General features: G+C 66.5%; 16 protein-coding genes. 12 read left to right on the top strand and 4 right to left on the bottom strand.

Annotated features, from left to right (window positions below; genetic code table 11):
* Genes xdhA through WFP78_RS02515 form a run of 6 tightly spaced genes read left to right on the top strand, consistent with a single transcriptional unit; the run spans position 1 to position 7,298 of the window.
* Positions 1-1,494, top strand: coding sequence for a xanthine dehydrogenase small subunit (gene xdhA / locus WFP78_RS02490; RefSeq protein ID WP_336958325.1), 1,494 nt, complete (start codon positions 1-3; stop codon positions 1,492-1,494).
* Entirely contained in the window at positions 1,487-3,835 is a 2,349-nt protein-coding gene (gene xdhB, locus WFP78_RS02495) for a xanthine dehydrogenase molybdopterin binding subunit (protein ID WP_336958327.1), read from the top strand. The genes xdhA and xdhB overlap by 8 nt, the downstream gene beginning before the upstream one ends.
* Positions 3,835-4,791, top strand: a complete 957-nt coding sequence (gene xdhC, locus WFP78_RS02500) for a xanthine dehydrogenase accessory protein XdhC (RefSeq protein ID WP_336958329.1) — start codon at positions 3,835-3,837, stop codon at positions 4,789-4,791. Before xdhB ends, xdhC begins: the two co-directional genes overlap by 1 nt.
* A complete protein-coding gene (guaD, locus tag WFP78_RS02505; protein WP_336958331.1) occupies positions 4,788-6,101 on the top strand; it encodes a guanine deaminase in 1,314 nt (437 codons plus the stop codon). Before xdhC ends, guaD begins: the two co-directional genes overlap by 4 nt.
* Positions 6,098-6,295 (top strand): hypothetical protein, encoded by a 198-nt coding sequence (locus WFP78_RS02510; protein ID WP_336958333.1) that lies wholly within the window; start codon positions 6,098-6,100, stop codon positions 6,293-6,295. Before guaD ends, WFP78_RS02510 begins: the two co-directional genes overlap by 4 nt.
* 31 nt (positions 6,296-6,326) lie before the next feature.
* The gene (locus tag WFP78_RS02515; protein WP_336958868.1) at positions 6,327-7,298 is read left to right on the top strand and encodes a bile acid:sodium symporter family protein; all 972 of its coding nucleotides are present in this window, start codon (positions 6,327-6,329) and stop codon (positions 7,296-7,298) included.
* A gap of 42 nt (positions 7,299-7,340) precedes the next feature.
* On the opposite strand, the gene WFP78_RS02520 is transcribed toward WFP78_RS02515, so the two are convergent.
* The gene (locus tag WFP78_RS02520; RefSeq protein ID WP_336958335.1) at positions 7,341-8,000 is read right to left on the bottom strand and encodes an RBBP9/YdeN family alpha/beta hydrolase; all 660 of its coding nucleotides are present in this window, start codon (positions 7,998-8,000) and stop codon (positions 7,341-7,343) included.
* 783 nt (positions 8,001-8,783) lie between these two features.
* On the opposite strand from WFP78_RS02520, the gene WFP78_RS02525 reads away from it, so the two are divergent.
* The 4 genes from WFP78_RS02525 (at position 8,784) to WFP78_RS02540 (ending at position 13,388) form a co-directional block, all read left to right on the top strand.
* Entirely contained in the window at positions 8,784-10,730 is a 1,947-nt protein-coding gene (locus WFP78_RS02525; RefSeq protein WP_336958337.1) for a ribonucleoside-diphosphate reductase subunit alpha, read from the top strand.
* A 166-nt stretch (positions 10,731-10,896) separates the two neighbouring features.
* Complete coding sequence (locus WFP78_RS02530) at positions 10,897-11,295, top strand: endonuclease domain-containing protein (RefSeq protein ID WP_336958339.1); 399 nt, start codon at positions 10,897-10,899, stop codon at positions 11,293-11,295.
* A 42-nt stretch (positions 11,296-11,337) separates the two neighbouring features.
* A complete protein-coding gene (locus WFP78_RS02535; protein ID WP_336958341.1) occupies positions 11,338-12,390 on the top strand; it encodes a ribonucleotide-diphosphate reductase subunit beta in 1,053 nt (350 codons plus the stop codon).
* A gap of 443 nt (positions 12,391-12,833) precedes the next feature.
* Entirely contained in the window at positions 12,834-13,388 is a 555-nt protein-coding gene (locus WFP78_RS02540) for a glycine zipper 2TM domain-containing protein (RefSeq protein ID WP_336958343.1), read from the top strand.
* A 216-nt stretch (positions 13,389-13,604) separates the two neighbouring features.
* On the opposite strand, the gene WFP78_RS02545 is transcribed toward WFP78_RS02540, so the two are convergent.
* The 3 genes from WFP78_RS02545 to WFP78_RS02555 form a co-directional block, all read right to left on the bottom strand.
* A complete protein-coding gene (locus tag WFP78_RS02545; protein WP_336958345.1) occupies positions 13,605-13,952 on the bottom strand; it encodes a hypothetical protein in 348 nt (115 codons plus the stop codon).
* 87 nt (positions 13,953-14,039) lie between these two features.
* A complete protein-coding gene (locus tag WFP78_RS02550) occupies positions 14,040-14,759 on the bottom strand; it encodes a class I SAM-dependent methyltransferase (protein ID WP_419722908.1) in 720 nt (239 codons plus the stop codon).
* An 11-nt stretch (positions 14,760-14,770) separates the two neighbouring features.
* Positions 14,771-16,024, bottom strand: a complete 1,254-nt coding sequence (locus WFP78_RS02555; RefSeq protein WP_336958350.1) for a BtaA family protein — start codon at positions 16,022-16,024, stop codon at positions 14,771-14,773.
* 241 nt (positions 16,025-16,265) lie between these two features.
* Between WFP78_RS02555 and WFP78_RS02560 the strand changes: the two genes are divergently transcribed.
* Positions 16,266-17,300 carry an acyltransferase family protein gene (locus WFP78_RS02560; RefSeq protein WP_336958351.1) on the top strand — a complete coding sequence of 345 codons (1,035 nt, stop codon included), beginning with the start codon at positions 16,266-16,268 and terminating at the stop codon, positions 17,298-17,300.
* On the top strand, positions 17,255-18,337 hold the full coding sequence (locus tag WFP78_RS02565) for an acyltransferase family protein (protein WP_336958354.1): 1,083 nt from the start codon (positions 17,255-17,257) through the stop codon (positions 18,335-18,337). The genes WFP78_RS02560 and WFP78_RS02565 overlap by 46 nt, the downstream gene beginning before the upstream one ends.
* Positions 18,338-18,450 lie beyond the last annotated feature (113 nt).

The following is an 18,450-nucleotide window of genomic DNA, read 5'->3' on the forward strand; positions in this document are numbered from 1 at the left end:
ATGCGCGTGCGCTTCCTGCTGGATGGCGAGCTGGTCGAGATCGCCGATGTCGATCCCACCGCGACCGTTCTGGACCTGCTGCGCTATCGCCTGCGCCGCACCGGCGCCAAGGAAGGCTGCGCGGAGGGCGATTGCGGCGCCTGCACGGTGCTGCTGGGCGAGCTTTCGCCCGAAGCGGACAGCGGCGGCGAGGCGGTGGCATGGCGCGCGGTCAATGCCTGCATCCTCTTCGTGCCGATGCTGGACGGGCGCGCGCTGATGACCGTGGAAAGCCTCTCGCGGGACGGTACGCTCGCGCCGGTGCAGCAGGCGATGGTGGAATGCCACGGGTCGCAATGCGGCTTCTGCACGCCGGGCATCGTCATGTCGCTCCATGGCCGGGCGATCGGCGCTATGGGCACGGTGGACGTGCCTGTGGCCGATGTGCTTTCCGGCAACCTGTGCCGCTGCACCGGCTATGGCCCGATACTGGCGGCGGGCGAGAGGGTGATGCCCGCGCCGCAGGACGATGCGGAGGTCGTGGCGGCGCTCAAGGCGCTGGTGCGCGACGAGCCGCTGTCCTTCACCTATGACGACCCGCTGTCCGGCACCACCCGCCGCTGCTTCGCGCCGCGCTCTTCGGATGAACTGGCGGCGTTGCTGATCGACCATCCCGTGGCGTGGCTGGTCGCGGGCGCCACCGATGTCGGCCTGTGGGTGACGAAGCAGCAGCGCGTGCTGCCCGACATCATCCTGCTGGGCGATGTCGCCGACCTGCGCGGGATCGAGGAGACGACCGGGGGCCTCACCATCGGCGCGGGCGTGCGCTATGCCGAGGCGCAGGTGGCCCTCACTCGCCTGTCGCCCGATCTGGGTGAGCTGGTGCGGCGGATCGGGGGGACGCAGGTGCGCAATGCCGGCACCATCGGCGGCAATATCGCCAACGGATCGCCCATCGGCGACATGCCGCCGGCGTTGATCGCGCTGGGCGCGAGCCTCACCCTGCGGCGCGGCGACGGTCGGCGGACGATGCCGCTGGAGGATTATTTCCTCGCCTATGGCAGGCAGGACCGCGCGCCCGGCGAATTTGTCGAGAGTATCTTCGTGCCGCGCCCCACGCCCGAAACGCTGGTGCGCATCACCAAGCTGTCCAAGCGGTTCGACAGCGATATCTCGGCCGTCTGCGGCGCCTTCGTGCTGACGATCGCGGCGGGCATGGTCATGGATGCGCGCATCGCCTTTGGCGGCATGGCCGGCACGCCCGCCCGCGCCCGCGCCTGCGAGGGTGCGCTGATCGGCCAGCCATGGAACGAGGCCACGGTCGAGGCTGCCTGCGCCGCGCTGGGCGAGGATTATGCGCCGCTGAGCGACGTGCGCGGGTCTTCCGCCTATCGGCTGACGGCCGCCGCCAATCTGCTGCGGCGGATATGGGCGAAGACGCGCTATCCCGATGAACCGATGAGCGTGCTTGCCCCGGCATTGCTGCCCGTTTTTGCAGGTTCGCGCCATGGCTGACCGCGACGCCGCCCTGCCGCCCGAATTGCCCTTGCCGGCGGCCGGCGCGGTCCACAGCCCGATGCCGCATGACAGCGCCGCGATGCAGGTGGCGGGCGCCGCGCTTTATGTCGACGACATGGCCGAAAGCGCCGACCTGCTGCACCTTGCCTTCGGCCAGGGCAGCGAGGCGCATGCCGATATCCTGTCGATGGACCTTTCCGCCGTGCGCGCCGCGCCGGGGGTGGTCGCGGTCTATACCGCCGCCGACATTCCGGGGAAGAATGACGTGAGCCCCGTAGCGAGCGACGATCCGCTGCTGGCCGAGGGGCGGGTGCTCTTTGTCGGCCAGCCGATCTTCCTTGTCGCCGCGACCAGCGCCACCGCCGCCCGCCGCGCCGCAAAGCTGGCCAGGGTCGATTATGCCCCGCTGCCCGCGCTGCTCGATATCGAGGCCGCGCTGGCGGCAAAGTCCCTGATCGAGGCGAGCCAGACCATGGGCCGGGGCGATTCCGATGGCGCGATGGCTACCGCGCCGCATCGGCTCTCCGGCAGGATCGCCATCGGCGGGCAGGATCATTTCTACCTGGAAGGGCAGGTGGCGCTCGCGACGCCGGGCGAGGATGGGCAGGTGCATGTCCTCACCTCCTCCCAGCATCCCAGCGAAGTGCAGCATCTGGTCGCGCATCTGCTGCATCGCGCCAGCGCCGACGTGACGGTGGAGGTGCGGCGCATGGGCGGGGCATTCGGCGGCAAGGAAACGCAGGCCGCGCTGTTCGCCGCCGCCGCCGCGCTGGTGGCGAGCAAGACCGGCCGCCCCGCCAAGTTCCGCTGCGACCGGGACGATGACATGGTGATGACCGGCAAGCGCCATGATTTTGCTGCCAGCTATGATGTCGGCTTCGATGGCGAGGGGCGGATCGCCGGTATCCGCATGACGCTCGCCTCGCGCTGCGGCGCGACCACGGACCTGTCGCCCGCGATCAACGACCGGGCGATGTTCCACGCCGACAATTGCTATTATCTGCCCGCAGTCGAGATCGTCTCGCACCGGGCGAAGACCAACACCGTGTCCAACACCGCCTTTCGCGGTTTCGGCGGGCCGCAGGGCATGCTGGTGATCGAGCGGGTAATGGACGCCATCGCCGTGCATCTGGGGCGCGATCCGCTCGCCGTGCGGCGGGTCAATCTCTACGCTCGGCCGGGCGAAGGGGGAGGGCGCAACATCACCCCCTTCCATATGGAAGTGACGGACAATGTCGCGCCCGACCTGATCGATGAACTGGCGGCCCGTGCCGACTATGCCGGGCGGATGGCGGCGGTGCAGGCGTTCAACGCCTCCCACCATGTGCTGAAGAAGGGGCTGGCGCTCACCCCGGTCAAGTTCGGCATCAGCTTCACGACGACGCATCTCAACCAGGCCGGGGCGCTGGTGCTGGCCTATGCCGATGGCTCGATCCAGCTCAACCATGGCGGCACGGAGATGGGGCAGGGCCTGTTCATCAAGGTGGCGCAGGTGGTGGCGGATGTCTTTGCCGTGCCGGTCGAGAGCATCCGCATCACCGCGACGCGGACGGACAAGGTGCCCAACACCTCGGCGACTGCCGCGTCCTCGGGCTCGGACCTCAACGGCATGGCGGCGCAGAACGCCGCGCTGCAGATCCGCGACCGCCTCGCCAGCCTGCTCGCCGCCCGCCACGGCATCGCGCCGGAGGATGTGCGCTTCACCCCCGAAGGCATGGTGGCGGGGGAGAGCGTCACGCCCTTCGCCCAGCTGTGCCGCATGGCCTATCTGGCGCGCGTCTCGCTGGCGGCGAGCGGTTTCTACGCGACGCCCGACATCCATTATGACCGTGCCCGGCACAGCGGCCGGCCCTTTTATTATTTCGCCTATGGCGCGGCAATGAGCGAGGTGGTGATCGACACGCTGACCGGCGAACACAAGGTGCTGGCCGTGGACATCCTCCACGATGTCGGCCGCTCGCTGAACCCGGCCATCGACCTGGGGCAGGTGGAGGGCGGCTTCATCCAGGGCATGGGCTGGCTCACCACGGAGGAACTGGTGTTCGATGACAGGGGTCGGCTGCTGAGCCATGCGCCATCGACTTATAAGATCCCGACCGCCAGCGATCGCCCTGCGCATATGGACATTCGCCTGTGGGACGGCGGCTGCGCCAATGTGCCGACCATCCATCGTTCGAAGGCCGTGGGCGAGCCGCCCTTCATGCTGGCGCTCTCCGTGCTGTCGGCGCTGACCCATGCGGTTGCCGCCGCGGTGCCGGGCAAAGTTTTGCCCGCCCTCGATGCGCCCGCCACCCCTGAGCGCATCCTTGGCGCCATCGCCGCGTTGCGCGCGGGGTGATGGCGGTGCTCGACTGGGCGGAAGAGGCGTTGCGGGGGCTGGCACGGGGGCCGACCGCGATGGTGACGGTCCTTGCGACCGAAGGCTCCGCGCCGCGCGGGCCGGGCACGCGCATGGTGGTGACGGCAACGGGGCTGTCCGGTTCCATCGGCGGCGGCATGCTGGAATATCGCGCGACCGAGCAGGCCCGCGCCATCCTTGCCCATCCGCCGGGCAGCTGGCGGGTGCAGGATTATCCGCTGGGGCCGCTGCTCGGCCAATGCTGCGGCGGCAAGGTGCGGCTGCTGGTCGAGCGGCTGGACGATGACGCGGCGGCATGGCTCAACGCCGCCGATTTCGGCACGGTCTGGGAAGCGCGCTTCGAGGAGGGGCGGATCGCGCGCGCGCGGCTTGGCCCCGATGCCGCCGCCGCGCCGCCCTCCGCCCGCGATCCTCGGCCAGCGCCGGGCATGGTGCTGGCGGAGCGTCTGGGCGATCCGCCGCGCCCCGTCATCATGCTGGGCGCCGGCCATGTCGGGCAGGCGATCGCCCGCGCCGCCCATGGCCTGCCGCTCGCCTTCGCCTGGTATGATAGCCGCGCGGAGGCGGCCGACATCGCTGGCGTCACTTATGCGCGCGAGGACCAGATGATCGCCGCCATCGCCGCCGCGCCGGACGATGTCGCCGTGCTGATCCTCACCCACGACCATGGCCTCGACTTCCGCCTGGTGCAGGCGGCGCTGGCCCGGCCTTTCGCGTTCACCGGCGTCATCGGATCGGCCACCAAGCGCGCGCGCTTCCGCTCGCGCCTCGCCACGGCGGGGGTGGGGGAAGCGGCGCTTTCCCGCATGGTCTGCCCCATCGGCATGCCGGGCATCGGCGGCAAGCAACCCGAGGTGATCGCCATCGCCGTGCTGGCGCAGTTGCTGGCGCTGAAGGACGACGCGAAGGACGGCAGGGAAGGCGGGGCCGCATGACCCTCCACGGCTATCGCGCCGAAATCCTTGCCATGCCCCATGATCCCGCGCAGGCGGGCATGGACGCCATCGTCCATCATGAAGACGGTCTGCTGGTGGTGGAAGACGGCATCGTTATCGCGCTGGGCGACCATGCGATGCTTGAGCCCCGCTTTCCGGGCCTGCCCGTCACCGCCTTCCCCGGCGGGCTGATCGTGCCCGGCTTCATCGACACCCATGTCCATTATCCGCAGACCGACCGCATCGCCGCCCATGGCGCGCAACTGCTCGACTGGCTGGACCGGCATATCTTCCCCGCCGAAATCGCCTTTGCCGATCGCGCCCATGCCGATGGGGTCGCGGCCTTCTTCCTCGACGAGCTGCTGCGCAACGGCACCACCAGCGCGCTGGTCTTCTCCACCGTGCATCCGGGGTCCGTCGATGCGCTGTTCGACGCGGCGCTCAGCCGCAACATGCGGATCGTCTCGGGCAAGACGATGATGGACCAGTGCGCGCCGCAAGCCCTGTGCGACACGCCTGAGGGATCGCGCGACGAGAATGAAGCGCTGATCGCGCGCTGGCGGGGTCGGGGGCGGCTCGGCTATGCGGTGACGCCGCGTTTCGCGCTCACGTCCTCCGACGCACAGTTGCAGGTGGCGGGCGACCTGCTCGCCGCGCATCCGGAGGCGCTGCTGCACACGCATCTGTCGGAAAATCGGGGCGAGATCGCCGCTGTCGCCGCGCGCTTCGCCGATGCCATCGACTATCTCGACGTCTATGACCGCTTCGGGCTGGTCGGCGAGCGATCGGTCTTCGCCCATGGCGTGCATCTGGACGACCGCGCCATGGCCCGCATGGCGCAGGCCGGGGCGGGCATCGCCTTCTGCCCCACCTCCAACCTGTTCCTGGGCTCGGGCCTGTTCGACCTTGCCCGCGCCGACGCCCATGGCGTGAAGCTCGGCATGGGCACGGATGTCGGCGCGGGCACCAGCTTCTCGCTGCTTTCGACCATGGGGGAGGCGTACAAGGTCTGCCAGATGCGCGGGCAAAGCCTCGATCCCTTCCGCGCCCTCCATTTCGCCACGGCGGCGGGCGCGCGGCTGTTGGGCATGGCCGACCGGGTCGGCGCGCTGCAGCCGGGGCAGGAGGCGGACTTCGTCGTGCTCGATGGCGCCGCCACCCCGCTGCTCGCCCGCCGGACCGCTGGGCGTCCGCTGGCCGAGCGCCTGTTCGCGCTGCAGATTCTGGGTGATGACAGGGCGGTCGCCTTTACCTATGTCGCCGGGCGGGGCGCGCATGTCCGCTCCGGTAAGGATATGACAGCAAGATGACGATGTTCTGGACGACGGCAATCGCCCTGGCCGGCTTTTATTGCCTGGTGCGCGGCGCACAGGATCTGCGCCAGAAACGCTATGTCTGGGGCGTGCTCGGCTTGTGCTGCGGGGCGATCATCCTGCTGACGCCGGTGCCCGGCCAGACAGTGAACATCACGCTTCCCGCACCCACCCCGGCGGCACGGCATTGAGCGCCGGGTTCCACGGCACGGGCAAGGCATGATGGTGCGGCTGAAGGGCCTGCTCGACCCGTTCATCCTGATGCTGCTCGGCACGGTGCTGCTGGCGAGCGTGCTGCCGCCGCGCGGATGGGGCGTGCCGCTGTTCGGGGGCATTGCCGATGCGGCGATCGTGCTGCTGTTCTTCCTCCACGGCGCGAAACTCTCGCGTGAGGCGATCTGGGCGGGCGCGCGCAACTGGCGGCTGCATGGCGCGGTGCTGGCGACGACCTTCGTGCTGTTTCCGCTGCTGGGCGTCGCGATCGGGGCGATACCCTTCCTGCCGCCGATCCTGGCGGCGGGCATGCTGTTTCTCACCCTGCTGCCCTCTACGGTGCAATCCTCCATCGCCTTTACCGCCATGGCGCGGGGCAATGTGGCGGCGGCGGTGTGCAGCGCTTCCTTCTCCAACATCCTGGGCATCTTCGTGACGCCGGTGCTGGTCGCGCTGCTGATGGGGGGAGAGACCGGCGCCGTCTCCTTCTCCTCGGTCGAGAATATCGCGCTGCAACTGCTGTTGCCCTTTGTCAGCGGCCATTTGCTGCGGCCGGTGATCGGCGGCTTCGTGGCCCGGCACAAGGCGCTGGTGACGATGGTGGACCGGGGGTCGATCCTGCTGGTCGTCTACACCGCCTTCGGCGCGGCGGTGGTGGAGGGGCTGTGGAGCCGCGTGTCGCTGGGCGAGCTGGGTGTGATCGCGCTGCTGTGCGTGCTGCTGCTGGCCGTCGTGCTGCTGCTGACCTGGAGCGCGGGCAAGCTTTTCGGCTTCCGCCGCGAGGATGCGATCGTGCTGCTGTTCTGCGGATCGAAGAAAAGCCTTGCCTCGGGCGTGCCGATGGCCGGCGCGCTGTTCCCCGCGGCGCAGGTCGGCCCGATCATCCTGCCGCTGATGCTGTTCCACCAGATCCAGCTGATCGCCTGCGCCCTCATCGCCCGGCGCTTTGCCGCGCAGCCCGAAGAGATTGGCCGGGCATAGCAAAACCCTCTCCGGATGGGAGCCGGAGAGGGTTGGCACTGCCTAGAGCGAGAGATCGATGGGCCGCGCCGTCCTTCCGGGAAAGCCGATGATTTCCGCCGCGCCGCGCGGGGCGGCGGCCAAGCCTTCGCCGTCCTGCGCGGTCAGCCAGTGCAATATCGTGCGGCCATGCGTCCAGCGGCCAAGGTCGGCAGCGTCGTTGGCCGAGCCGATCTCGCCGCCGTCGACGCAATGGCTGCCCCACAGGCGGGCGAGGGATTGCGCGCCGGCATAGTCCATCCGGTGATCGTTGCGGCTGGCGACGACCACGCTGGGGAAGGGCAGCAGCACCTTGGCCGCCGGGCCGAAGCCGATATAGCGCAGATCGTCGCTGGCCGTGTCGATGCGCGGCGGCGCGACCAGCATCGCGCCGGCAACGGGGGTGCCATAAGCGGGGCGCTCCAGCGCCGCCCACCAGGCGACGGCATGGCAGGCAAGCCCGCGCGCCACCAGCACGACCGGCCGGTCGGCCTCGCGAATGGCGATGTTCAGCGCCGTGACCCAGGCATTGCGATTGGGGTTGGCCCACAGGCCCAGCGCCACCGGCTGGCAATCGGGCAGTTCCTCGTTCCACCGGCTCAGCCAGTGGCCGGGCCCGGGCTGTTCCATGCCGGCCAGGGTCAGGATGATGGGGGTTCGGTCGGTGACGGTCCGCTCGGTCATGACATCGTTCCTCCTGTGTCGATTCGCTGAGGACGATGTTATGTCTATTGCATGAGTAGACAAGAGGCCGGAGCCGAAATGAGAATGGTTTGCGCCAGTCCGTTGAACGCCCTCGGCCTGCCCCGCGGCCGCCCCGCCACCGCCGCCACCGGGCGTCTGGATCATGAAGATATCGCCGGCCTCTTCCGTCATGGCCGGCCGCTCCATCCGGTCGATGCGGAAAGGCCGTTCCGGCTGCAAATCCCGTCCGGGATCATGGGCGGGATCATGGGCGGGGTTGTGGGGCATGCCCTTCATTTCCGCGCTGCCGATACCATATATTGTATATGAGCCTTGACCGATCTTCCAGATGGGCGAGCGGGAAGCGTCGCTGGCGATGCTGCTGTGCAGCACGTTGATCCACATATTTATTTTCATTTTGACGATTGGCTCTTGCCTTTCATGGAGGCGAGGAAAGTCCGCGCGTCGCACAGGGCATGTCCATGAACCGGGTCGTTTCGGCGGCAGGCGGAGTCTCTAAACGGTAATTTACCCTCTTGCGTCCGAAACTGGCTATGGCACTATCCCTTGTATTCGGGACAACGGGGGTTACCCAATAGATGGTATAAGGCGCGGCGACGTGAGTCGGCGTGACGGGGTTTTGTCGGCTTAAGTGCAGGCTATACCTCGGCCTTTGTCGTCTCTGCATGCTTTGGTCCGGGCGGTTTGGAAATATGCTATGCTGGGCGCTTGCTCCGCACGGTTTGGCCGAATCGAACGAAATATGAACATTGGAGGCGGCGCATGGATTTTCGCGAAACGCAGGAAGTGAGTGGACAGGACGTGGCTACGACGATCGAAGATGTGATGGAGGCCGTTGCCGCCGCTCCGGCGAAAGCTGCTGCAGGGGCCGCGAAGGCCACGGCCGCGCCGATCGCGTCCAACGCCGTGCAGGAGCGCCGCTTCGCCGTGACGACGGATTCGTCGCGCGACGCGCTGTTGACCGATTTCGGCAAGGACACGCTGCAGGACCGCTATCTGCTGCCCGGTGAGAGCTATCAGGACCTGTTCGCTCGCGTCGCGGCGGCCTATGCCGACGATCAGCCGCATGCCCAGCGCATCTACGATTATATCAGCCGCCTGTGGTTCATGCCGGCAACGCCCGTGCTATCGAACGGCGGCACCGGACGCGGCCTGCCGATCTCCTGTTATCTGAACTCGGTGTCCGACAGCCTGGAAGGGATTGTCGCGACCTGGAACGAGAATGTCTGGCTGGCCTCGCGCGGCGGCGGCATCGGCACCTATTGGGGCAATGTGCGCGGCATCGGCGAGCCCGTCGGCCTCAACGGCAAGACCAGCGGCATCATCCCCTTCGTGCGGGTGATGGATTCGCTGACCCTCGCGATTTCTCAGGGCTCGCTGCGCCGTGGCTCGGCCGCCTGCTATCTCGACGTCTCCCACCCGGAGATCGAGGAGTTCCTGGAGATCCGCAAGACCTCGGGCGACTTCAACCGCAAGGCGCTGAACCTGCACCATGGCGTGCTGCTGACCGACGAGTTCATGGAAGCGGTGCGCGACGGCAGCGATTTCCACCTGCGCAGCCCGAAGGACCAGTCGATCCGCGGCACGGTGAACGCCCGCGCACTGTTCCAGAAGCTGGTCGAGGTGCGTCTGGCCACCGGCGAGCCCTATATCGTGTTCAACGACACCGTGAACCGCACGATGCCCAAGCATCACCGCGACCTGGGCCTGAAGGTCTCGACATCGAACCTCTGCTCGGAAATCACGCTGCCCACCGGCGTCGACCATCTGGGCAACGACCGCACGGCCGTCTGCTGCCTGTCTTCGCTGAACCTGGAAACCTGGGACCAGTGGAACGGCGACAAGCAGTTCATCGAGGATGTCATGCGCTTCCTCGACAATGTGCTGCAGGATTATATCGACCGCGCGCCCGACGAGATGGCCCGCGCCAAATATAGTGCCAGCCGCGAGCGCTCCGTGGGCCTTGGCGTCATGGGCTATCACAGCTTCCTGCAGGCGCGCCTCATCCCGTTCGAAAGCGCGATGGCGAAGAGCTGGAACATGAAGATGTTCAAGCACATCAACGCGCAGGTGAACGAAGCGTCGATGGTGCTGGCGCATGAGCGCGGGCCGTGCCCGGACGCGGCCGACATGGGCATGATGGAGCGGTTCAGCTGCAAGATGGCGATCGCGCCCACCGCGTCCATCTCCATCATCTGCGGCGGCACCTCGGCCTGTATCGAGCCGATCCCGGCGAACATCTACACGCACAAGACGCTGTCCGGCAGCTTCTCGATCAAGAATCCCTATCTGGAAAAGCTGCTGGTCGAAAAGGCGAAGGATTCCACCAATGTGTGGAATTCGATCCTCGAAAATGGCGGTTCGGTCCAGCATCTCGACTTCCTGAGCCAGGAAGAGAAGGATGCGTTCAAGACCAGCTTCGAGATCGACCAGCGCTGGCTGCTGGAACTGGCCGCCGACCGCACGCCCTATATCGACCAGGCGCAGTCGCTGAACCTGTTCATCCCGGCCGATGTCGAGAAGTGGGATCTGCTGATGCTCCATTTCCGCGCATGGGAGCTGGGCGTGAAGTCGCTCTATTACCTCCGCTCAAAGTCCGTGCAGCGCGCGGGCTTCGCCGGCGGCGTGGAGGCGGACAACACCAGCGAGGCACCCAAGTTCGAGATCGGTGAAAGCACCGACTATGACGAATGCCTTGCCTGTCAGTGAGACCCTTAAAGCCCTCTCCCCTTGTGGGAGAGGGTTGGGTGAGGGGGCAGTCGCGCCAGCGGCTGTCTACCCCTACTGGGACGTGGCAGTGAAGCGTATCCCTGGCGGCATCGAGCCGTCACGAGAGCGCTCTTTAGCCCGACTTTCTTTCGTAAGGGGAGCGGGGATGCAGCGGAAAGCCGATGCTATTGCCCATGCTCGGACATTGCGTCGGAATGCTACGGATGCTGAGCGCGCCTTGTGGAATGCCCTTCGTGCGCAACTCCCCATGGCCAAATTCCGCAGGCAGGTTCCGCTGGGAACCTATTTTGTGGATTTTGCGTCGCACTCTGCTCGGATGATCGTGGAAGTCGATGGCGGCCAGCATGCAGTCGACCGTGATCGTGATGCTGTGCGGACGGCCTTTCTCAACGGTGAGGGCTACCGCGTCCTGCGTTTCTGGAACCATGATGTGATGCAGAATATCGATGGCGTTCTGGCGACGATCGCCGCCGCCCTGCCCCCTCACCCTCCCACGCCTGACGGCGCGGGCCCCTCCCTCTCCCACAAGGGGAGAGGGGCGTAAGCTTTTCCTCTTTTTGTCTTTTTCGCTCCAAGGATACCTCCGATGTCCCTTCTCCAAGCCTCCAAGCAGTACAAGCCCTTCGAATATCCCTGGGCCTATGAGTTCTGGAAGCGCCAGCAGCAGCTGCACTGGCTGCCCGAGGAAGTGCCCCTGGGCGAGGATTGCCGCGACTGGGCGCAGAAGCTCAGCGACCATGAACGCAACCTGCTGACGCAGATCTTCCGCTTCTTCACCCAGGCGGACGTGGAAGTGCAGGATTGCTACCATGAAAAATATGGCCGCGTGTTCAAGCCGACCGAGATCAAGATGATGCTGACCGCGTTCAGCAACATGGAAACGGTTCACATCGCCGCCTATTCGCACCTGCTCGACACCATCGGCATGCCCGAGAGCGAGTATAGCGCCTTCATGCAGTATAAGGAGATGAAGGACAAACACGACTATCTGCAGCAGTTCGGCGTCGATACGGACGAGGATATCGCCCGCACGCTGGCGATGTTCGGCGGCTTCACCGAAGGGCTGCAACTGTTCGCCAGCTTTGCCATGCTGATGAACTTCCCGCGCTTCAACAAGATGAAGGGCATGGGGCAGATCGTCACCTGGTCCGTCCGCGACGAGACCCTGCATTGCGAGGGCATCATCAAGCTGTTCCACGCCTTCTGCGCCGAGCGCCAGTGCCTGACCCCCGCGGTCAAGGACGACATCATGGACATGTGCCAGAAGACGGTGCGGATCGAGGATGCGTTCATCGACCTGGTGTTCGAAATGGGGCCCGTGCCCGGCATGACGCCCAAGGACATCAAGCGCTATGTCCGCTACATCGCCGACTGGCGGCTGGGCCAGCTGGGCCTCAAGCCCATCTACATGATCGAGGACCACCCGCTCCCTTGGCTCGCCCCGCTGCTGAACGGCGTGGAGCATGCCAATTTCTTCGAAACCCGCGCGACCGAATATTCAAAGGGCGCGACCCGCGGCAACTGGAACGACGTGTGGGACAGCTTCGACCGCCGCAAGAAGCTCAAGGCCAATGACAGCACCGGCGCGGAAGAGGGCGACGCGGATATGTTCAAGGCGGCGGGGATCGCGGCGGAATAATCACGCGATTTGGTGAGTGGGCAATGATCGAAGCCGCATGTATTGGCCCACTCGCCGCCGTGATGATGATGCTTTGGATCAGGGGCGGGATCGGTTTTACGAGCGCCGCCTGAATATCCTCCGGTCTTTGGCGTGACATGAACGTTCAAGGCCGAAGTCGCAGAGACTCTTTTCGAGCAGGATCACTGGCTGCGGTCTTCCGACTGCGCCAGGCCATACAATTCTTGTCCTGCTGCCATTTCGCATAGCCGCGCTCGGTCTGCCCGGCGCGCGCGGCTTCAGCTTATGGAATGGACGTGCGTGGCGCCGGGTCGCGTAAATCCACGCGATAGTTGCGGGCATCGCAACGTTCCCTGAACCTCTCCTTATCTTTCCGTTCATGCAACATTCGGACATATTGTGGTGTTCTCGCTCCAGATCAAAACCATGTTGGAGCAAAAACAATGTCGTTCACCGTCAAGGGCGCACTGGCCGCCTTCTCTCTGGGGGCCATGATGCTCACCGCCGTTCCGGCTTCGGCCGATCAGGGCCATGGGCGTGGCAACGGGCATGGCCGCGACGGGGGCGACCGTGGCGACAATCGTGGCGACAGGGGCCATGGCCGCTATGATGAGCGCCATGGCGGCAAGCATTGGGATCGTGGGGATCGCGGCCATGGCGGCGGCAATTATCGCCCCGGCCGCGTCGTCTACAATTATGACTGGAACCGTCCGGACCCGCGCTATGGCCGCTATTATCGGCCGGACCGCTATTACCGCTCCGGCTATGCGCCCATCCGCGTAGACCGTTCGACCCGCATCTATCGCGGCTATGACGATCGCTATTATTGCCGCCGTTCGGATGGCACCACCGGCCTTATCGTCGGCGCGGCGCTGGGCGGCCTGCTGGGCAGCGAACTGGATCGCGGCCGCTCCAACACCGCGGGCATCCTCATCGGCGCGGGCACCGGCGCATTGCTGGGGCGGGAGATCGACCGGGGCAGCCTCAACTGCCGCTAAAGCCTTTTCGGGATGACCATGACACGGTCATCCGGTTCGAAAATGCGGCGACAAGGATCATGCATTTCGCTCAATGCGAAAATGCGCCGGGTCCATGAATGGCACGGGGGAGGCGCCATGCGCTTCCCCCTGCACTTGCGCGCCGGGGCAATGGCTTACGGCCTGTCGCTCGCCCCGCCATGCCTGCCTCCGGCCTGCGCCGGTCTTCCGTGGGGATTACGCGTCGCTATCGTCGTCCGTATCGCCATAATAATCTTCCTCGTCGTCCATCGAGGGTTCGCCGGCATAGGCGTCGAAGTCGATGCGGCCGCTGCGCTCCATGGCGTTCATCTTTTCGACCAGGTCTTCGGTGTCGTTGGGGATCAGTTGCGCCGGGTCGTCATGGCCGCCGCGCTCGCTGTCTTCGGACAGGTCCGTGCCGCCGGCCAGCGCATCGGCGGCGACATCCTGCGCCTGCGTGCCGGCTTCGCTCTGCTCGCTATTGTCGGTTTCCGGGGCAAGGCCGTCGGGTGCGTTGTCGCGGTCGTCGATATGATCGTCGATTCTGGATGTGCGGTCGGTCATGCGCGGGCTCCTTGGGGACAGGGCACTGGGAACTGGGCGCGCCGGCCGCGCGGCGTAGGGGATGGAGCGCGACCGATGCTGCCTGGATCAACGGGTCTGCGGCGCCGTTGTTCCGCGCCGCGTGGCGTTCTGCTCGGGGCGCCGCTCCAGCACCGCGCTCCACGCATAGCCGCGCAGCAGCGGGGTGAAGCGCGGGGTCAGCCGGTGGCGCTCGGCCACATCCTCCACCACGGCGCGCAGCCCGCCGCGCGGCGACACGTCGAAGCGGGCGAGCCAGGCGAAGAGGGCGGCGCGGAAGGGCGCGGGCAACCGCTCCTGCTGGCCGAAATCCACGATGTGGAGCGATCCGCCCGGCGCCAGCACGCTCGCCGCCATGTCCAGCGCCATTTCCCAGGGCGGGATCATGGACAGGGTATAGGACAGCATGATGCGGTCGAACCGGGCGATGCCGAACAGCGCCGCGGGATCGAACTCCGCCGCGTCGCCCTGCGCCAGCGCGATCCGGTGGGACAGGCCGGCGCGGGCCACCTGCACGCGGGCGGTGTCCAGCATCGCGTTGCTGATGTCGATGCCGTGCAGGCGCGCGCCCGGCCAGCGCTTCGCCGCGCGGATCAGGTTGCGCCCGGTGCCGCAGCCCACCTCCAGCACCTGCGCGCCGGCATCGGCATCCAGCGCGTCGATCAGCCGGTCGCGGCCCAGCAGATAATATTTGCGGCTGGCGTCATAGATATGCCGCTGGCGCGCATAGATGCGGTCCATCAGCGCGCCATGGCCGTCGGCGCCTTCCGGGCCGGTGCCGGTCCGCATGTCCATGGCCCTTACCAGCCGTCTTTCAGCACATAGAGGTGGACGCCGCCATAAATGGCCGATCGGTCGCGGCGGGTATAGTCGGTGGATGGCTCTGCCTCATAGCGCCAGGCATTGAGCAGCCGCTCCTCCACCCGGCCGGGCAACAGGCTGGGCGCGGCGGCGGTGCGGAAGACGACGCGGGCGCCGGGCCGCGCGGTGCGGGTGATCTGCGTCCACAGATCGTTGAGCTGCGCGTCGTTCATCCAGTCCTGCGCATCCAGCAGCACATAGCGGTCGAAGGCGCCCGGCGCGGCGCTGCGCAGATGCTCGGTGAAGTTGCGGTGGAGCACGCTGACCCGGTTCACCCGGTCGGCGACGGCGGCGTGGTTCTCCGCCTGCAGATAGGGTGGGAGCGAGGCGAGCGGCGCCTCGCCATAGCCGCGCCCGAACGCCTGCCAGGCGAAATAATTGCCGCGGATGTCGAAATCGCAGGCGAGCTTTTCCAGCCGCTGTTTCAGCACGCCGGCCATGTCCTGCTTGTCGCCCTCGCACAGCGCGTCGAACTGCGCGGGCGGGATGCCGAGGCCGAAGAGCGAGGCGGGCTGCGTCGTCAGCCAGCGCACCAGCTTGCGGTCGAAGATCGGGGCGAGCCGGGTCTCGAAGATGTGCCGCTGTTCGTCGATGCTGTTGGCGGCCAGCAATTCGCGCGGGTTCACCTTGTAGAGGCGGGCGATCAGATGGGCGCCGCCGATGAACTTGCCGAGCAGCCCGTTGGTGTAGAAATTGCGCGCGAAGGCGCCGATGCGGCGGCGGCCGGACAGGTCGCGCCCTTCCCAGTAGCGGCGGCTCATCTCGTCCAGATGCGGGCGCACATGCGCGCGATAGGCGGCGATATTCTCCGTCTGGCCCGATTGCGCGAAGAAGCGGTGGAAATCCGCATGGGTCGGCAGGTGCCGCGCGGCGGTGAGCTTCAGCCGGTTGAGCGCGACATGCGCGGTGTTGAGGTCCAGCGCGGTGATCGAGCGCGGATTGGCGGTGAGATAGGAGAGGATGTTGCACCCGCCGCTGGCGATGGCGACGATGTCGCTGTCCGGCCGGATGGCGAGCGCCTCCATGTCGACCACCGGGTCTTCCCAGATCTGCGCATAGACAAGGCCGCGAAAGGCGAAGGCAAAGGCGCGGTCGAGCAGGCCGGCGGGGCTCAGCTGCTCATGGCGGATCATCGCTTCCCCGACCTTCTTCGAGGATGAGGCGGTGCGGGAAGGGAGGGTGGGTGCGGCCATGGCGGTTGTCCGGTCAGCGTTGCGATCCGGCACGCCCTAGCCCTGTGGCGTTACGCGGCTGTGACCCGGCGATGACGCTTTTGCGTCGCCCCGGCGGAGCGGCCCGCCATCGACTATCCCTCCGGCGGAGCATCTGCTGTTAACCATGATTGCCCGCATTAACGACGATTTAACCGCGTTAACCCCTTTTGTCGGGCCGATTTTAACTTTTTGTTAAGTTTTGCGAAGCTTAACGCAACAGATGGAAACAACCGGGCAGCAAAGCGGAAGCAGGCGCCTGCAGGAGCTTGATGCCCTGCGCGGCATCGGCGCGCTTGCCGTCGTGCTGTTCCACTATACCACCCGTTTCCACGAGATGTTCCCGGCCGCGCAGCATGTGCCCTATGGCCTGATCGGCGGCAATTACCGGGTGCTGCTGTTCTTCGCGATCTCGGGCTTTGCCATTTTCTTCACGCTCGACCGGATCGGCAGCGCGGCCGATTTCGTGATGAACCGCTTTTCGCGGCTCTATCCGGTCTACTGGATCGCCATCGTGCTGACGGTGCTGGTCGAATATCTGGGCAATGTCACGGCGCTGCAGATTCCGCCCTGGGCCATCGTCGCCAATTTTTCCATGCTGGAGGGTTTCGCCTTCCTGCCGCAGGTGGACGGCGCCTATTGGACGCTGACGGTGGAGGTCGCCTTCTATGCCTGCATGATGGCGCTGTGGCTCAGCCCCTGGCGGCATCGGCTGGAGCCGGTGCTGATCGGCTGGCTGGCCTGCAAATGGCTATATGCCGCATGGCCGGACATGCCCGAGCGGATCATCATGCTGCTGATCCTGCGCTATGTGCCCTTCTTCGCGATCGGCATGCTGAGCTATCGGGTCTGGTCGGGGCAGCGAAGCTGGCGGCAGCAATGGCCCTATATGGCCGCCGTCATCGTCACCATCGCCGCGCTGGAAAGCCGGGCCTATCTGATCGCGGCGCTCATTCTGGTCGTGGCCTTCGCGGCGATGATCGCGGGGCGGCTGCGCTTCCTGTGCGTGCGGCCGCTGCTGTGGCTGGGGAGCATCAGCTATTCGCTCTACCTGGTCCACCAGCATATCGGTTTCGTGGTGATGCTGAAGGCGGATGAGCTGGGCATCGATCCATGGGTCGGCTGTGCGCTCGCCATCCTCATCGCGCTCAGCCTGGCGGTGGGCCTCAACCGGCTTGTCGAGCGCCCGGCGCAGCGGGTCATCGAGCGCTGGTGGCGGGCGCGCAGCCCGCGCCGCGCGCAATCGGCGGCGGCATGAACGCCGCGCATCCGCCGGGGGGCAGCGGCGGGGGCCGTCTGGCGGAACTGGATGCGCTGCGCGGCATCGCGGCGCTGGTGGTGGTGATCTATCATTTCAGCACGCGTTTCCACGAGATGTTCCCGGCCGCGGCGCATGTGCCCTTCGCGCTCACCCTCGGCCATGACGCGGTGCTGCTGTTCTTCGCCATTTCCGGCTTCGTCATCGCCTTTTCGCTCAGCACGGCGACGTCGGTGGCGGATTTTGCCGTCAAGCGCTTCGCCCGCCTCTACCCCGCTTATTGGGGGGCGATGGCGATCACCCTGCTGGTCGAATATCTGGGCGGCATCGCCGCGCTGCAGGTGTCGCCGGCGGCGGCGCTGGCCAATCTGTCGATGCTGCAGGGTTTCGCCTTCCTGCCGCAGGTGGACGGGGTCTACTGGACCTTGTCGGTGGAGCTGGCCTTCTATGTCTGCATGGCGGCGCTGTGGACGATGGGGCTGATGCCGCGCATCGAGCGGGTGGTGCTGCCATGGCTGGCGCTCTCGATCGTCGGGATGCTGTGGCCGCCCATGCCCTCGCGGCTCTCCATGCTGCTGGTCGCCGACCATATCCCCTTCTTCCTGATCGGCATCCTTTCCTGCCGGGTCTGGATGGGCGCGCGCCGCTGGGCGCAGCAGGCGCCGCTGTTCGTCGCGCTGCTGGCGACGGTGTGGCTGACGGACGGCGTCGCCGCGCTGGGCACGGCCCTGTTCCTCGTCGCGCTGTTCGCGGCGCTGGCCGCCGGGCAATTGCGGCTGCTGCGCGCGCCGCCGCTGCTGTGGCTGGGCGGGATCAGCTATGCGCTGTACCTTTCCCATCATAATAGCGGCTTCATCATCATGCTGACGGCCCAGGCGGCGGGATTTGGGCCATGGAGCGCGGCGGCGCTGGCGCTGGCGGCCGCCTTTGCGATGGCGATCCTGCTCCATCACGTTATCGAGCAGCCCGCCATCCGCCTGATCCGGGGATGGTGGGCAAGGCGCCGGCAGGCGCCGGAGCGTCCTGCGCTCGCCTGACGCATTTGTCGCGCCGCCCCCCTTGCGCCCGCCCGATCGCACGATAGGCTGCGCGCATTAAAAGAACATTGGGGAATCATAATCATGCGTCTCGCCATCGCGGCCCGGCCTCT

This window comes from Sphingobium aquiterrae, assembly GCF_037154135.1.
In the GTDB taxonomy this organism is placed as follows: domain Bacteria; phylum Pseudomonadota; class Alphaproteobacteria; order Sphingomonadales; family Sphingomonadaceae; genus Sphingobium; species Sphingobium aquiterrae.

Excerpts from the sequence above, each read along its gene's own strand:
- xdhA (WP_336958325.1), top strand. The coding sequence starts at position 1 with ATGCGCGTGCGCTTCCTGCTGGATGGCGAGCTGGTCGAGATCGCCGAT.
- xdhB (WP_336958327.1), top strand. The coding sequence starts at position 1,487 with ATGGCTGACCGCGACGCCGCCCTGCCGCCCGAATTGCCCTTGCCGGCG.
- xdhC (WP_336958329.1), top strand. The coding sequence starts at position 3,835 with ATGGCGGTGCTCGACTGGGCGGAAGAGGCGTTGCGGGGGCTGGCACGG.
- guaD (WP_336958331.1), top strand. The coding sequence starts at position 4,788 with ATGACCCTCCACGGCTATCGCGCCGAAATCCTTGCCATGCCCCATGAT.
- WFP78_RS02510 (WP_336958333.1), top strand. The coding sequence starts at position 6,098 with ATGACGATGTTCTGGACGACGGCAATCGCCCTGGCCGGCTTTTATTGC.
- WFP78_RS02515 (WP_336958868.1), top strand. The coding sequence starts at position 6,327 with ATGGTGCGGCTGAAGGGCCTGCTCGACCCGTTCATCCTGATGCTGCTC.
- WFP78_RS02520 (WP_336958335.1), bottom strand. The coding sequence starts at position 8,000 with ATGACCGAGCGGACCGTCACCGACCGAACCCCCATCATCCTGACCCTG.
- WFP78_RS02525 (WP_336958337.1), top strand. The coding sequence starts at position 8,784 with ATGGATTTTCGCGAAACGCAGGAAGTGAGTGGACAGGACGTGGCTACG.
- WFP78_RS02530 (WP_336958339.1), top strand. The coding sequence starts at position 10,897 with ATGCAGCGGAAAGCCGATGCTATTGCCCATGCTCGGACATTGCGTCGG.
- WFP78_RS02535 (WP_336958341.1), top strand. The coding sequence starts at position 11,338 with ATGTCCCTTCTCCAAGCCTCCAAGCAGTACAAGCCCTTCGAATATCCC.
- WFP78_RS02540 (WP_336958343.1), top strand. The coding sequence starts at position 12,834 with ATGTCGTTCACCGTCAAGGGCGCACTGGCCGCCTTCTCTCTGGGGGCC.
- WFP78_RS02545 (WP_336958345.1), bottom strand. The coding sequence starts at position 13,952 with ATGACCGACCGCACATCCAGAATCGACGATCATATCGACGACCGCGAC.
- WFP78_RS02550 (WP_419722908.1), bottom strand. The coding sequence starts at position 14,759 with ATGCGGACCGGCACCGGCCCGGAAGGCGCCGACGGCCATGGCGCGCTG.
- WFP78_RS02555 (WP_336958350.1), bottom strand. The coding sequence starts at position 16,024 with ATGGCCGCACCCACCCTCCCTTCCCGCACCGCCTCATCCTCGAAGAAG.
- WFP78_RS02560 (WP_336958351.1), top strand. The coding sequence starts at position 16,266 with ATGGAAACAACCGGGCAGCAAAGCGGAAGCAGGCGCCTGCAGGAGCTT.